Source organism: Gelidibacter salicanalis (genome assembly GCF_007997285.1).
Classification (GTDB): Bacteria; Bacteroidota; Bacteroidia; order Flavobacteriales; family Flavobacteriaceae; genus Gelidibacter; species Gelidibacter salicanalis.
The window spans coordinates 67,169-80,354 of sequence record NZ_VORX01000002.1; the positions used below are offsets into that span (position 1 = coordinate 67,169).

A 13,186-nucleotide genomic window follows, 5' to 3' on the forward strand; every position below is an offset into this window, starting at 1 on the left:
ACTTTTTAAAATCTTTTTCTACCAAGAGTGATTGGATCATTTGAATTTAAATGATCGTAGTTTGTCAGTTCGTTGCAAGCGAGTCTTTATTCTTTATTCTAACAGCGCAGCGATCTAGATTCTTTATTGGACAAAACTGTTTAGTTATATAGAAAAAGGCGATTCAATTTACTGAATCGCCTTTTTTATGTTTTAAAAAATTTAAGATTTATTTGCCTTTATTTACTTTCTCAATATATTTCTCCAAAGCCATAGTCATGGATGGCGTTTCAGGTGTAGGCGCTAAGATGTCAACACGTAAGCCGTGTTCTTCAACCGCCTTGGCCGTTGTATTCCCAAAAACAGCAATACGGGTGTCGTTTTGCTTAAAATCTGGAAAATTATGAAACAATGATTCAATTCCTGATGGACTAAAGAATACTAAAATATCGTAATATACATCCGCTAAATCAGAAAGATCACTAATGACGGTCTTATAAAAAACACCTTCCTTCCACTTAATATTTAAAGCATTAAGGGTAGCCGGAACTTCATCTTTTAATTTGTCAGTCGTCGGTAGCAGAAAGCTTTCGTCTTTATATTTTTTAATTAAAGGGGAAAGGTCTTCAAAATTACGTTTTCCAACATAAATCTTTCGTTTTCTATAGACAACGTATTTTTGCAGATAGAAAGCGACCGCTTCACTCTGACAAAAATATTTTAAAGTATCTGGTACTTTAAAGCGCATTTCGTCTGCCACTCTAAAAAAATGATCCACAGAATTTCTGCTGGTTAAAATAATGGCAGTATATTGTGTTAAATCTACTTTTTGGTGTCTGACGTCTTTGGCGGCAACACCTTCTACATGAATAAATGGGCGAAAGTCAATCTTTACTTTTTGCTTTTCTTGGAGATCGAAGTAAGGCGAATTTTCGATTTTAGGTTCAGGTTGTGACACTAAAATTGTTTTCACTTTCATAGGCTTGGGATGGTTTTAAGCTTTATATTCTACAATTATTTTATACAAAATCAGATAAGGCCCAATTTCAAGTGTGCAAAGATACAAAATAAAATAGAATATGTTGTTAATCACAGTCTTTTGATGATTTTTAAAAGACGTGATGAACCCTACTACAGAGATCACAATAAGAAGCAAAATAACTGCAATAATTAAGATTTTTGACGGCTGCAATGTGTACAATAACAACGCATTAATGGGGAGCAGGATCAATCCTGCAAAGTTTTTATAACTGATTTTTTGAAAGAGGTAAGCATCAATTATTTTGTCAATTTCAAACACACTTCCTATAAGTCGTTCTATTAAAATTTTGATGAGCGAAAGGGTGCCAACACCAAAAATAAACTTCAAAAACACCGCCAACTCAAAGGTTTTCGTAGCTTCCAAAGTGAGGTAAGAAAGGTAGGAAAATACTGAAATTGAAATTACCAGATTTAAAAATAGGAGCCCGTCAAAAACATCAATAAATTTTTGTTCCTTGGTATAAATCTTTAAATATTTTGAATTCCCAAATACACCGAGGAAATCTATAAACCGATTGGTGAAGGTGACCTTGGCAATGGTGATGAAAATCAATCCCAAAACCAAAAAAATGGTAAACCATTCGTAAGATATGACCTCTCTTAGCATGCCGCTAAATTATAAAGAATATTTTATCTGTTCATTTCAATAAAATTAATCTTTTAAAAAAACTTACTTTTGCTAAAATTTTTCTCTGATGAAAGACGCTGTTGTCATCATTCCAACATACAATGAAATTGAAAACATTGAAGCCATTATCATTGCGGTTTTTGCGCAAGATAAAGCCTTTGATGTGCTTGTGGTAGATGACAATTCGCCCGATTTAACCGCAGAAAAAGTAGAATCTTTACAAAAGGAATTCCCAGACCGTTTATTTTTGCTAAAACGGAAGACTAAGACTGGTTTAGGGACGGCCTATATTGACGGATTTAAATGGTGTTTGGCCAAAGATTATGCGTATATTTTTGAGATGGACGCTGACTTTTCCCATAATCCAGACGATTTAGTTAAACTTTATAAGGCCTGTGCCACAGATGGGGCTGATGTTGCAATTGGTTCGCGATACATTACAGGGGTGAATGTGGTCAATTGGCCCATGAACCGGATTCTGTTGTCTTATTTTGCCTCCAAGTATGTCCGATTTATTACCCAAATGGACATTCAGGACACTACAGCGGGGTTTGTATGTTATAAAAATAAAGTGTTGCAGACCATTGATTTGGATGCCATAAAATTTGTGGGCTACGCGTTTCAAATTGAAATGAAATTTAAGGCGCATTTAAAAGGGTTCAACATTGTAGAAATTCCCGTAATTTTCACAGATCGGGCAAAAGGAAAATCGAAAATGAGCAGTGGGATTATCTCAGAAGCCATTTTTGGAGTTATAAACATGAAATTTAAAAGCCTATTTGGCAAGTAATATGAAACGAGCATGCTAAAAAATTCACCACCCAAGGGAATGATTAATTGCGAACACCATGTGTCCGTTAAAAAACAATAGAAATAAACACATGAAAGCAAGAACGGTACTTATTAAAAATGCTAAAATTGTTAATGAAGGACACATCTTTGAAGGCGATATTTTAATTGAAGGCGAATTTATAAAAGAAATAGACACATCCATCAGCGCTAAAACGGCCGATGTTGTAGTGATAGATGTAGAAGGTAATTATGTGTTTCCTGGGGTTATTGATGATCAAGTGCATTTTAGAGAACCAGGTTTGACGCACAAAGCAACTATCGAATCTGAATCGAGAGCCGCTGTGGCAGGAGGCATCACTTCGTTTATTGAAATGCCCAATACGGTACCGCAAACCACAACTATTGAAAAGTTGGACGAAAAATTTGCTATTGCTGCAGAGTCGTCTTACGCCAACTATTCCTTTATGTTTGGAGGCACCAACACCAACCTGGACGAAGTCTTAAAAGTGGATTCTAAAAATGTGGCCGGTCTTAAATTATTCTTAGGCTCATCAACTGGAGATATGTTGGTGGATAATACAGAAGTTTTGGAAAAGATTTTTAGAAGTACAGATTTGTTAATCTCTGTGCATTGTGAAGATGAAGCCACCATTAAAAAGAACCTTGAAGCACATATTGAAAAATACGGAAATGATATTCCTATGGAATGCCATCCGGATATTAGAAGCGCTGAAGCTTGCTACATTTCATCGTCTAAAGCCATTGAATTAGCTAAGAAAACTGGCGCTCGTTTACATATATTTCATGTGTCCACCGCTAAGGAGACGAAACTGTTTAGTAATAAAATCCCTTTAAAGGACAAAAAAATCACTGCGGAAGTTTGTATTCACCATCTATGGTTCAGCGATGAAGATTACAAGAAAAAGGGAACTTTGATCAAATGGAATCCTGCAGTAAAAACGACTAAAGATCGTGACGCCTTGTGGAAAGCTTTGTTAGATGGTCGTATTGATGTGGTAGCTACGGATCACGCGCCACATACCTTAGAAGAAAAGAAAAACATTTACACGGAAGCTCCTTCTGGTGGGCCTTTGGTGCAACATGCTTTAGTGGCTATGATTGAAGCGTATCATCAAGGAAAAATCAGCTTAGAGAAAATTGCGGAAAAAATGTGTCATAACCCCGCCATGCTCTTTCAAGTAGAAAAAAGAGGCTATATAAAAAAAGGGTATTATGCTGATTTGGCCATTGTAGATATCAACAACCCTTGGACGGTTAAAAAGGATAACATTCTATACAAATGTGGCTGGTCTCCTTTTGAAAATATGCTTTTTAAATCGAGAATTACCCACACCTTTGTAAATGGTTCCCTAGTCTATAAAAATTTCAAGTTTATGAATATTAAAGCTGGGAAACGCTTAACTTTTAAAAGATGAAACACCTTTTCTACAGTTTAATTTTGGTCATGGTTTTGGGATGTAGTGGGATTGATAAGCCCAAAAAACCTAAGAATTTAATCAGCAAGGATAAAATGTCAGAAATCATGTATGACTTGTATATGTTGAATGCTGCCAAGGGAATCAATCGAAAAATATTAGAAGCTAACGGCATTATGCCCCTAGAGTACCTTTACAAAAAATACAGTATAGATAGTTTGCAATTTGCAGAAAGTAACACTTTCTACGCCTATGATTCTAAAGCTTATTCCGCTATTATAGAGAAAGTCAAAAAGAATTTAGAGAAACATAAAGATCTTTACGAAACAATGAACCTGGCTGAACAGAAAACCAAAGATTCGATTAATCTGGCGAATAAGAAAGCCAAGGATACACTTAAGGTTAAAGAGCCGACTTTACCTTAAGAAGTCGGTTTATTCAAATCGTCCAAATAGCGCATTGCGGTTTCTTTAATAGATATTTCCATAGGCTTAAACTCAAAACCCAGAGCGTTTTTCAATTTTGAAGCATCATATCTCGTAATATTCCGTGCACTTTTAGTCATATGTTTGGACAGTCTACGGCGTCTTCCGGTAAACAAACGGTGCAGCCAATCCAATCGCCAACCTACTGCCAGCATGGTATTTGTAGCCTTTTTTGACGGCGGTTTCACATTCAGTGCCAATGCCGTTTGCTGCAGGAATGCTTTAAATGATAAGTTTTCTGAAATGATAATAAACCTCTCATTTTTTATGTTGCTCTCCATCAGCAACAGCATCGCTTTTACCACATCATCCACATCTACATAACCAGTGACGCCGGTCGTAAAATAGGGCATGCCTTTATATACCTTGTTTATAAGGCTACTGCTGCCGCCGCTTTTCCAAAAACCTGGTCCTATAATGATTCCGGGGTTTAAGATTACGGCATCAACACCTTCTTGGGTGCCCCGCCAAACTTCAATTTCAGCACCATATTTTGTGATGGCATAAATGCTGTTATCATCATCCTGATTCCAATGCGTTTCTTCAGTAATTAGTTGTTCCGAATTTTGATGGTGGCCAATGGTAGCAATGGAGCTAACGTAACACAGTTTTTTAATCTGGTGAGAAATACAAAGGTTCACCACATTTGCAGTGCCTATAATATTAATTTTGCGGAGTTGAGGATATTTGTCAGGTTCAAAACTTACAAATGCGGCACAGTGGTATACATAATCCACATTTTTAAAAGCCTCTTCTAAAGCCGGAACGTCAGTGATGTCCGCTTCAATCCAATCAATCCTTTGGTAATACGATGCAACATCATCAGTGTAATATGAAAATACTTTTTTTACCAGGGCTAATTTCTCTTCCCTTCTGTAAATCGCTTTTACAGTGGCATTGGTTTCCAGTAATTTAAAAAGCAAATGTGAACCCACTAAACCTGTACCTCCTGTAACTAATATCATGTGACTAAATTAAAGAATTATTACATAATAATTCCTAATTCTCTAGTGATGTTTATCTTTGCAGCCTAGATTAAAAATTAATAAAAAGAACACATGACAAATGCATTTGTAGAAGATTTACGTTGGAGAGGAATGGTCCACGATATTATGCCCGGAACCGAAGAACAACTTAGTAAAGGGATGACAAGTGCTTATATTGGGTTTGATCCTACTTCAGATTCTTTGCATATTGGGAGTTTAGTTCCTATTATTCTGTTAGTTCATTTAGAAAAAGCGGGTCATAAACCGTATGCGCTCGTTGGTGGTGCTACAGGAATGATTGGTGATCCTTCTGGTAAGAGCGATGAACGTAATTTGCTTGATGAAGTAGCATTGGCTAAAAATGTTGCAGGAATTAAATCAGTATTGTCCCGATTCTTAAATTTTGATTCTACCGAAAAGAATGCACCACGGTTGGTGAATAATTATGATTGGATGAAAAATTTCTCTTTCATAGATTTCGCCAGAGATGTTGGTAAACGCATTACCGTTAACTACATGATGTCTAAAGACTCCGTAAAGAAACGGTTTTCAGGAGAAGAAGGGAGTGTTGGGATGTCTTTTACAGAATTTACTTATCAACTGATTCAAGGTTACGATTTTTACCATTTATACAAACATGAAAATGTCATCTTACAAATGGGTGGCAGTGACCAATGGGGAAACATCACCACCGGAACTGAATTAGTAAGACGTATGAATGTTGGTGAAGAAGCAAAAGCTTATGCTATGACCTGCCCGTTAATTACAAAGGCTGATGGTTCAAAATTCGGAAAAAGTGAAGGTGGCAATATTTGGTTAGATCCAGATAAAACATCAGTGTATAAATTCTACCAGTTTTGGTTGAATACAAGTGATGAAGATGCTGAAAAATACATTAAGATATTTACATTTTTAGATAAGGAGGCAATTGAGACCTTAATTGCTGAGCATCAAGATGCACCACACTTACGTAATTTACAAAAGCGTTTAGCTGAAGAAGTGACCACGTTTGTGCACTCAAAAGACGATTTTGAAAATGCTGAACGCGCCTCTAATATTTTATTTAGTAGCAGTTTTAAGCAAGATATAAAGACCTTAAACGAAACCATGTTTCTAGAGGTTTTTGAAGGGGTGCCACTTGCTGAAATTTCTAAGTCAGAATTTGAAGAAGGAGTTGACATGATTGCGGCGCTTGCTGCCAAAACCAATTTCCTAAATTCTAATGGTGAAGCCCGTCGTGCGTTAAAGGAGAATTCAATTTCAGTGAATAAGGAAAAAGTGGGAGAAGACCATATTCTATCTGCTGACGATCTTATAAATGGTAAATACATCATTTTAAATAAGGGCAAAAAAAACACTTACATTATTAAAGTAACGGCTTAATTACAATCAGCTAGCGCATTCAAATCGATTTTAAAAAGCTTCCAATAAAAAACGCCTGTCGAAGTAAACTTCGAACAGGCGTTAAAAAAACCAACCAATCAACTTAAAAACTTTTCTTCTTCAATTATAGAATACTTTTTCTGGTTTCCCAGAACGTCAGTTTTTTTAAGTATTGATTTAGTCGTCTGTACTTCAATAGCATTACAGACTTTAACATACATTTATAATACCATAAGGTTACATCCTCTAATGTCCGAATTATCGAAGCGTCCAATAATCTCAAATTGATTATCAGGTAATACTTTGCCTAAATCTTGTGTGGCGATGAAGGCGCAAGCATTGATATTTGCCAAATCAATGACGTTTATGCCACCGGTCTTGTTTTTTGGGAGAATGGTCAATGCATCTTCCGGGTCTCTGGTGATGATGCCCATCCATTTCGGGCATTCAAAAACGCCGTGACCTTTAGAATAGGCTTGGCTCAGCAATTCTGTCATCCCATATTCACTATGGATGGCGGATACGCCAAATCCTTGTTGTAAAATAGCGTGGAGCTCGGCTCTTACCAATTCTTTCCGGCGTCCTTTCATACCTCCGGTTTCCATTACAATGGTGTTTTTGAGTTGAAATTGATAGGCCTCCACAAGATCTAAAAGGGCGAATGAAACGCCAATAAGCAATACTTTCTGTCCTTGTGTATCTAAGGAAATCAAGACGTCTTTTAATTCTGCTAAATTGTCAAGATAAAATCCGCTTTCTGGATGTTGCGACTGTTTTATCATGTCATCAACCATATAAATTAGGGATGAACCTTCGCGTTCCAAATAGGAAGGCAACAGGGCTAACACCACGTAGTCTTCTATTGGTCCATAAAAATGGGAAAAAGCGCGCCTGAAACTCTCTTCGTATACGGAGAGGTTAGTAACCTGATGTTTACTAGTTAAGGTTCCTGTGGTTCCTGAGCTTGTAAAAATCCGTTCAATTGGAGCCACGCTGCTCAAGACATCGTGAGATTTAAAGAATTGTATGGGCAAAAATGGAATATCCTCCAGTGTGGTCACCTCACTTGGGTGTTTATAGAGCAAATCACAAAACGATCGGTATACTCGATTGTTTTCAAACTGATATCTGAACACTTCCAGACATGCGGAATCAAACTCAGCGGGTGTTTGAATATTAAAAATGGTCTCCATCCTAATCATGCTGCAAAAATATAGAAAATAAAAAAAGCGCTACTTAAATAAAGTAACGCTTTTCCAATATTATCGGTAGGAATGCTTAACGCACCACTAATTTTCGTGTAGCAGAGTTAGTGCCTTCCTGAATTTTTAAAATGTAAATGCCTGGAGTGAGTCTGGAAATATTCAGTTCCTTGCCAAACAGTGTATTGGAGACTATCTTTTTGCCTAAAACATCATAAATTTCCACCAGTTTGCTCAAGTTTTGCTTTGTGGTAATATAGATTTTGCCATTGCTGACCGGATTTGGATAAATCACCAAGTCTATTATTTCATTTGAAGTGACTATTTTAGACGGCAGCGATTGGGCTGAAACAGTTGCTCCAAATCCAAGGCTTAATGTCAAAACAAGAATAAAAAGGTAGTTTTTCATCACATAGAAATGTTTTTAATAAAAGTAATAAATTATTACAAAACCCGTACCAAAAACATATTAAACAATTTAAATTAGAAACTCGTGTGTCTACAGTATGTCTAGAGTGTATCCTCTGCGTTATGATACTGTTATGAATATCCTAGTTTTTTCATCTGTCTGTTAATAATCCTATCTTTACCATGTAAATATTATGATTCATATGAAGAAGAAGGACATAAAAATACTGTTGGTTGATGACGAGCCAGATATTTTAGAAATTATTGGTTACAATCTCTCCACGGAGGGGTATCAAATAATTACCGCAGAAAATGGTGTCCAAGCTGTTAAAAAGGCTAAAAAGGAGCGTCCGCATCTCATTATTTTGGATGTGATGATGCCTGAAATGGATGGCATTGAGGCCTGCGAGCAGATTCGGAAGATTCCAGAACTCAGCAATACCATCATTACATTTTTAACCGCAAGAGGAGAAGATTATTCACAGATGGCTGGTTTTGATGTTGGTGCTGATGATTATATTACCAAACCAATCAAACCAAAAGTGTTGACCAGTAAGGTGAAAGCGCTCTTGCGACGTGTGAAAGAAGAAGAAGATTCAGAAGCGATACTACAAATTGGCGGACTCATTATCAACCGTGAAGAGTATAAAATCACTAATAAAGGTGAGGAAATTGTGTTGCCCAGAAAAGAGTTCGAATTGTTATCTTTGTTAGCAACGAAGCCCAATAAGGTATTTAAACGCGAAGAAATCCTCGAGAAAGTTTGGGGGAATGAAGTCGTGGTGGGTGGACGCACCATTGATGTGCACATCCGAAAGCTCCGAGAGAAAATTGGCGACGACTGCTTTAAAACTGTTAAAGGGGTGGGCTATAAGTTTGTAGACTAATGAAAAAAGTCATCAAGAAATCTTACAAATTTGCGATTAAAACTGCATTTTACATCACCCTAGTCATCTCGGTGCTTATCGCAGCCGTGCTATTGGTGTCTAATGTGTTTCATGTTGGCATTGTATTAGGGTTTTCGGCATTTTGTTACATCACATCCTTTTTAATTATCCAATACCGGGTAGAACGGTTTATTTACAGACGCGTAAAGAAAATTTATGACGATTTGACACTGCTGGAGTCGGCCTCTTTGAGAAGACAACCCATCACTACAGATATGGCTACCCTAACCCAAGAGATTGACAAGTTTGCCAAAGATAAAAAGCTCGAAATTGAAACCCTTAAGGTGCGGGAAGAATACCGCAAGGAGTTTATAGGAAATGTCTCCCACGAATTGAAAACGCCATTATTTACCGTACAAGGTTATGTATTGACCTTGTTGGATGGGGCGATGAACAACGAGAAACTACGAGAACAATATTTAGAGAGAGCCAATAAAGGTGTGGAGCGTTTAATTTATATCGTTCAAGATTTAGATATGATTACCAAGTTGGAAGTAGGTGATTTAAGTTTGAATATTGAAACTTTTGATATTGTAGAGTTGGTGGCCAGTGTGTTTGATTTATTGGAAATGAAGTCGGCAAAGAAAAAAATCACTTTAACTTTTGACATGTTTTATGCTGATCCCATTATGGTGAAAGCCGATAAAGAACGCATCCGCCAAGTGTTGACCAATCTTGTGGTCAATTCCATTAAATACGGTCGGATTAAGGGGACTACTGAAATCAGCATCGAAAATTTAATAAAAAATAAGGTGATTGTGAGGGTTACAGATAATGGCGAAGGCATTGCAAAAGCTAATATTCCACGGCTTTTTGAGCGTTTTTACCGCATAGATAAAAGCGGGTCACGCAAGGAAGGTGGTTCAGGTTTGGGCTTAGCGATCGTGAAACACATCATTGAGGCCCACGATGAAAAAATTTATATTGAAAGTGAATTGAGCGTGGGAAGTGAATTTTCATTTACGCTCGAAAAGGCGAAATAATTCTGCAAAATTGGCTGTGTCATCCCTGCTTTTAAAACCTGCGTAGCGGTCTACTATTCCTAATTTATCTAAGGTGAACTCTTCTTGGCGGCAAAATGCCGCATAGTTATGTTGCAGCATGAGTTGTGCTAAATACATCTGTTCTGGTTGGCCCGGTGTGGGAATAAAAAAGGCTTTCTTCTCCAACTTTGCCAAATCCATGATTGTGGTGTATCCAGAACGTGCGACTATTAATTTGCTTACGTTGAGAGAATGTTCAAGCATGGGGGTCGTCATGTAATTGTAAATCGTGATATTTTTAATCGTGCGGCAAGTTTGTTCACTTTCTACAACGCCTCTCACAAAAAGAACTTTCCCATTATATTTTTCAAAGGCCGTGAGCAAAATCGTTTCTAAAATTTCACGTTGCGGTTCTGGTCCGGACAAAAGCACCATCACATCAAATTCATATGGAATGACTTGTTTCTCAAAACGGCTCAATGGCCCTAGGTAATGGATTTTAAAAATAGCGTTTTTAGCCTGTCCCATAATTCCGCTGAGCTGTGGCGCATCATTATAATCCGGAACCCAACACGCATCAAACTTCTTTATGATTCGCTGATGTAATCTCGTGCTGAGCCATGTGGTCGTGCCGCTTAAAACCTGCAATTGATGGGTTATAAATACCGAAGGAAATCCTTTATGATACATCCCAAATCGGTTATCAGAAATAATCCCGTCAATGTGATGGGTTTTTACAATCGTTTCTAATGCGCGTTTTTCTGCACTGATGGCTTTTATGATTTTGGGTCCATCTAACAGGAGTTTCAGCTTTAAGAAATTTCCGTTTTTGGTATAGGTAATATTATAGCTTGGCAATTCGATGGCCTCCAATTCTGGAAATTCTTTTTTTAAAAGGGCTAACGCGGCGCCATCGCTAGCCAGTATGGGCGTGTAATTACAGATTAAAAGTGACCTTATTATTGGGATGCATCGTGTGGCGTGACCCAATCCCCAGTTGAGAGGTGCAATTAATATCTTTTGTTTCATCTGCTACTAAGTCGGCAATCTTTTTCGAAATACTGAGTTGTCAGGAAGGCAAAGAATCTTAAGCAATCTGAAATAAAATTTCCTTTGAAAACTTCTGATAACATTCAAAGATAAGAATATAATGTCTTCCATATATTTCCTTAATTTTGCCAACTCTTAAAGAACGAGTGTTTTGAATAAAGTTCATGCTCGAAACCTTCAATAGAAAACCTGAAACAATTACAAAGTGGGAAGTAAAAATAAGCTCAAAAGATTTAGAGAAAATGAAACGTTTTCCAACGTTTATCAGCCAACACGAGATGAGTTGGTTACTAGTGAGTTTCCAATAAAAGGCAATTGGAATACAGATGTGTTTAAAAATGACCATCCGCTAGTGTTGGAACTTGGTTGTGGTAAGGGCGAGTATACTATTGAACTGGCCAAACGTTATCCTCATAAAAATTTCATCGGTATTGATATTAAAGGTGCACGATTTTGGAGAGGTGCAAAGACAGCGGTTGAAGACGGCATTCCTAATGCGGCCTTTTTAAGAACGCAAATAGAGCTTATTGATCATGCTTTTGGCGAACATGAAGTGGATGAAATTTGGATTACCTTTCCAGATCCGCAAATAAAATACAAGCGAACGAAACACCGTATGACCAATGCAGCGTTTTTAGAACGTTACAAATCCATCTTAAAACCTGAAGGTGTGGTGCATTTAAAAACGGACAGCGAATTTATGCATGGCTACACTTTAGGCTTGCTCCACGGGGCAGGGCACGAGGTGCTTTACGCCAATCACAATGTCTATAAGCAAGAAGGAAGCCCTGCTGAAGTTACTGAAATACAAACCTATTATGAAGGTCAGTACTTAGAAAAGAATAAAGCAATTACCTATATTAGGTTTAAAATCAAATAATTTTGAATATTACTGTCATATTTATTCTCGGGATGATCATCGCCCTTGTTGGTGTGATCCCTCCGGGATTACTGAATATGACTGCTGCAAAAATTAGTCTCAAAGAGGGTCATGTTAGAGGCATTATGTTTTCTATTGGTGTTTGTGTAATTGTTTTTGCTCAAACCTATATTGCCGCCATGTTTGCGCGGTATCTCACCTATCACCCAGATGTTGTCAAAGTGCTGCATCGGGTTGCATTGGTGATTTTTATACTGATTACGGTGTATTATTTACTGATTGCCAAAGCGACTTCCAAATCGGAAATTGATCGGGAATCCAAAAGTAAGCATAGCCGATTTTTCCACGGTATGTTTCTTTCTGCCATCAATGTATTCCCAATTCCCTATCAAGCTTATATGACCATCACCCTAGCCTCATTTGGATGGCTGGAATTTAATACCGGAATGATTATTTCGTATGTTTTTGGAGCAGTATGCGGCACTTTTGTAATGTTGTATATGTACATTTTCTTCTTCGATAAAATCAAAAATAAAAATTTGACCTCGCAACGGAATATGAACTACATTATCGGCTCCATCACGGGAATTATCGCCATTGTGACCTTAATCAATATTTTAAGGGAAATATGAAGCCGGAAACCCTAAACTTCTTTGATAAAGTTTATGCCGTAGCAAAGCAAATTCCTTTCGGACGCGTGACCAGCTATGGTGCCATTGCCAATTATTTAGGAGCAGCCAGAAGTGCGAGAATGGTAGGGTATGCCTTAATTGGTTCAGTCTCAAAGGATGTCCCTGCCCATCGTGTCGTAAATAGAAAAGGATTGTTGACCGGTAAACATCATTTTGAAGGTACAAATTTGATGCAGCAACTGTTAGAAAGTGAAGGGATTGTTGTAGAAGAAAATCAAGTGCAACAATTTGAGGCCGTATTTTGGGATCCACGCAAAGAGTTATAGGAATTCAAGCTTCTGAATTTTAGTAGTG

General features: G+C 37.4%; 15 protein-coding genes. 9 read left to right on the forward strand and 6 right to left on the reverse strand.

Features of this window, described 5'->3' with window-relative positions; all coding sequences use genetic code 11:
• Window positions 1-208: 208 nt before the first annotated feature.
• Both ES711_RS03530 and ES711_RS03535 read right to left on the reverse strand, forming a co-directional pair.
• Complete coding sequence (locus ES711_RS03530; RefSeq protein WP_146890093.1) at window positions 209-958, reverse strand: uroporphyrinogen-III synthase; 750 nt, start codon at window positions 956-958, stop codon at window positions 209-211.
• A gap of 15 nt (window positions 959-973) precedes the next feature.
• Window positions 974-1,627, reverse strand: a complete 654-nt coding sequence (locus ES711_RS03535; protein WP_146890096.1) for a DUF4271 domain-containing protein — start codon at window positions 1,625-1,627, stop codon at window positions 974-976.
• Between the two features lie 88 nt (window positions 1,628-1,715).
• On the opposite strand from ES711_RS03535, the gene ES711_RS03540 reads away from it, so the two are divergent.
• The 3 genes from ES711_RS03540 to ES711_RS03550 all read left to right on the forward strand — a co-directional run bounded on the left by ES711_RS03540 (window position 1,716) and on the right by ES711_RS03550 (window position 4,301).
• Window positions 1,716-2,438 (forward strand): polyprenol monophosphomannose synthase, encoded by a 723-nt coding sequence (locus ES711_RS03540; protein ID WP_146890099.1) that lies wholly within the window; start codon window positions 1,716-1,718, stop codon window positions 2,436-2,438.
• Window positions 2,439-2,529: 91 nt separating this feature from the next.
• The gene (locus ES711_RS03545) at window positions 2,530-3,876 is read left to right on the forward strand and encodes a dihydroorotase (protein WP_146890102.1); all 1,347 of its coding nucleotides are present in this window, start codon (window positions 2,530-2,532) and stop codon (window positions 3,874-3,876) included.
• The gene (locus ES711_RS03550; RefSeq protein WP_146890105.1) at window positions 3,873-4,301 is read left to right on the forward strand and encodes a DUF4296 domain-containing protein; all 429 of its coding nucleotides are present in this window, start codon (window positions 3,873-3,875) and stop codon (window positions 4,299-4,301) included. Before ES711_RS03545 ends, ES711_RS03550 begins: the two co-directional genes overlap by 4 nt.
• Here the strand turns inward: ES711_RS03550 and ES711_RS03555 are convergent.
• Window positions 4,298-5,326 (reverse strand): NAD-dependent epimerase/dehydratase family protein, encoded by a 1,029-nt coding sequence (locus ES711_RS03555; RefSeq protein WP_146890108.1) that lies wholly within the window; start codon window positions 5,324-5,326, stop codon window positions 4,298-4,300. The two genes, ES711_RS03550 and ES711_RS03555, sit on opposite strands and share 4 nt — an antisense overlap.
• 93 nt (window positions 5,327-5,419) lie before the next feature.
• On the opposite strand from ES711_RS03555, the gene tyrS reads away from it, so the two are divergent.
• Window positions 5,420-6,730, forward strand: coding sequence for a tyrosine--tRNA ligase (gene tyrS, locus ES711_RS03560; protein ID WP_146890111.1), 1,311 nt, complete (start codon window positions 5,420-5,422; stop codon window positions 6,728-6,730).
• Between the two features lie 221 nt (window positions 6,731-6,951).
• Here the strand turns inward: tyrS and ES711_RS03565 are convergent, their stop codons facing one another.
• Both ES711_RS03565 and ES711_RS03570 read right to left on the reverse strand, forming a co-directional pair.
• Window positions 6,952-7,932: a LuxE/PaaK family acyltransferase gene (locus ES711_RS03565; RefSeq protein WP_146890114.1), complete on the reverse strand. Its 981-nt coding sequence runs from the start codon at window positions 7,930-7,932 to the stop codon at window positions 6,952-6,954.
• A 76-nt stretch (window positions 7,933-8,008) separates the two neighbouring features.
• Entirely contained in the window at window positions 8,009-8,341 is a 333-nt protein-coding gene (locus tag ES711_RS03570; protein ID WP_146890117.1) for a T9SS type A sorting domain-containing protein, read from the reverse strand.
• 202 nt (window positions 8,342-8,543) lie between these two features.
• Between ES711_RS03570 and ES711_RS03575 the strand changes: the two genes are divergently transcribed.
• Window positions 8,544-9,227, forward strand: coding sequence for a response regulator transcription factor (locus ES711_RS03575; RefSeq protein WP_146890120.1), 684 nt, complete (start codon window positions 8,544-8,546; stop codon window positions 9,225-9,227).
• Window positions 9,227-10,270 (forward strand): sensor histidine kinase, encoded by a 1,044-nt coding sequence (locus tag ES711_RS03580; protein ID WP_146890123.1) that lies wholly within the window; start codon window positions 9,227-9,229, stop codon window positions 10,268-10,270. Before ES711_RS03575 ends, ES711_RS03580 begins: the two co-directional genes overlap by 1 nt.
• On the opposite strand, the gene ES711_RS03585 is transcribed toward ES711_RS03580, so the two are convergent.
• Window positions 10,244-11,299: a glycosyltransferase gene (locus ES711_RS03585; protein ID WP_146890126.1), complete on the reverse strand. Its 1,056-nt coding sequence runs from the start codon at window positions 11,297-11,299 to the stop codon at window positions 10,244-10,246. The genes ES711_RS03580 and ES711_RS03585 overlap by 27 nt on opposite strands.
• 226 nt (window positions 11,300-11,525) lie before the next feature.
• Between ES711_RS03585 and trmB the strand changes: the two genes are divergently transcribed.
• From trmB to ES711_RS03600, 3 genes are read left to right on the forward strand one after another with little or no spacing between them, the layout of a single operon-like run.
• Window positions 11,526-12,200 (forward strand): tRNA (guanosine(46)-N7)-methyltransferase TrmB, encoded by a 675-nt coding sequence (gene trmB, locus ES711_RS03590; protein WP_146890129.1) that lies wholly within the window; start codon window positions 11,526-11,528, stop codon window positions 12,198-12,200.
• Window positions 12,201-12,202: 2 nt separating this feature from the next.
• Window positions 12,203-12,832: a LysE family translocator gene (locus tag ES711_RS03595; RefSeq protein ID WP_170245232.1), complete on the forward strand. Its 630-nt coding sequence runs from the start codon at window positions 12,203-12,205 to the stop codon at window positions 12,830-12,832.
• The gene (locus tag ES711_RS03600) at window positions 12,829-13,158 is read left to right on the forward strand and encodes an MGMT family protein (RefSeq protein WP_146890132.1); all 330 of its coding nucleotides are present in this window, start codon (window positions 12,829-12,831) and stop codon (window positions 13,156-13,158) included. Before ES711_RS03595 ends, ES711_RS03600 begins: the two co-directional genes overlap by 4 nt.
• Window positions 13,159-13,186 lie beyond the last annotated feature (28 nt).

Excerpts from the sequence above, each read along its gene's own strand:
- ES711_RS03585 (WP_146890126.1), bottom strand. The coding sequence starts at position 11,299 with ATGAAACAAAAGATATTAATTGCACCTCTCAACTGGGGATTGGGTCAC.
- ES711_RS03570 (WP_146890117.1), bottom strand. The coding sequence starts at position 8,341 with ATGAAAAACTACCTTTTTATTCTTGTTTTGACATTAAGCCTTGGATTT.
- ES711_RS03545 (WP_146890102.1), top strand. The coding sequence starts at position 2,530 with ATGAAAGCAAGAACGGTACTTATTAAAAATGCTAAAATTGTTAATGAA.
- ES711_RS03600 (WP_146890132.1), top strand. The coding sequence starts at position 12,829 with ATGAAGCCGGAAACCCTAAACTTCTTTGATAAAGTTTATGCCGTAGCA.
- ES711_RS03555 (WP_146890108.1), bottom strand. The coding sequence starts at position 5,326 with ATGATATTAGTTACAGGAGGTACAGGTTTAGTGGGTTCACATTTGCTT.
- tyrS (WP_146890111.1), top strand. The coding sequence starts at position 5,420 with ATGACAAATGCATTTGTAGAAGATTTACGTTGGAGAGGAATGGTCCAC.
- ES711_RS03535 (WP_146890096.1), bottom strand. The coding sequence starts at position 1,627 with ATGCTAAGAGAGGTCATATCTTACGAATGGTTTACCATTTTTTTGGTT.
- ES711_RS03540 (WP_146890099.1), top strand. The coding sequence starts at position 1,716 with ATGAAAGACGCTGTTGTCATCATTCCAACATACAATGAAATTGAAAAC.
- ES711_RS03530 (WP_146890093.1), bottom strand. The coding sequence starts at position 958 with ATGAAAGTGAAAACAATTTTAGTGTCACAACCTGAACCTAAAATCGAA.
- ES711_RS03580 (WP_146890123.1), top strand. The coding sequence starts at position 9,227 with ATGAAAAAAGTCATCAAGAAATCTTACAAATTTGCGATTAAAACTGCA.
- ES711_RS03575 (WP_146890120.1), top strand. The coding sequence starts at position 8,544 with ATGAAGAAGAAGGACATAAAAATACTGTTGGTTGATGACGAGCCAGAT.
- ES711_RS03565 (WP_146890114.1), bottom strand. The coding sequence starts at position 7,932 with ATGATTAGGATGGAGACCATTTTTAATATTCAAACACCCGCTGAGTTT.
- ES711_RS03550 (WP_146890105.1), top strand. The coding sequence starts at position 3,873 with ATGAAACACCTTTTCTACAGTTTAATTTTGGTCATGGTTTTGGGATGT.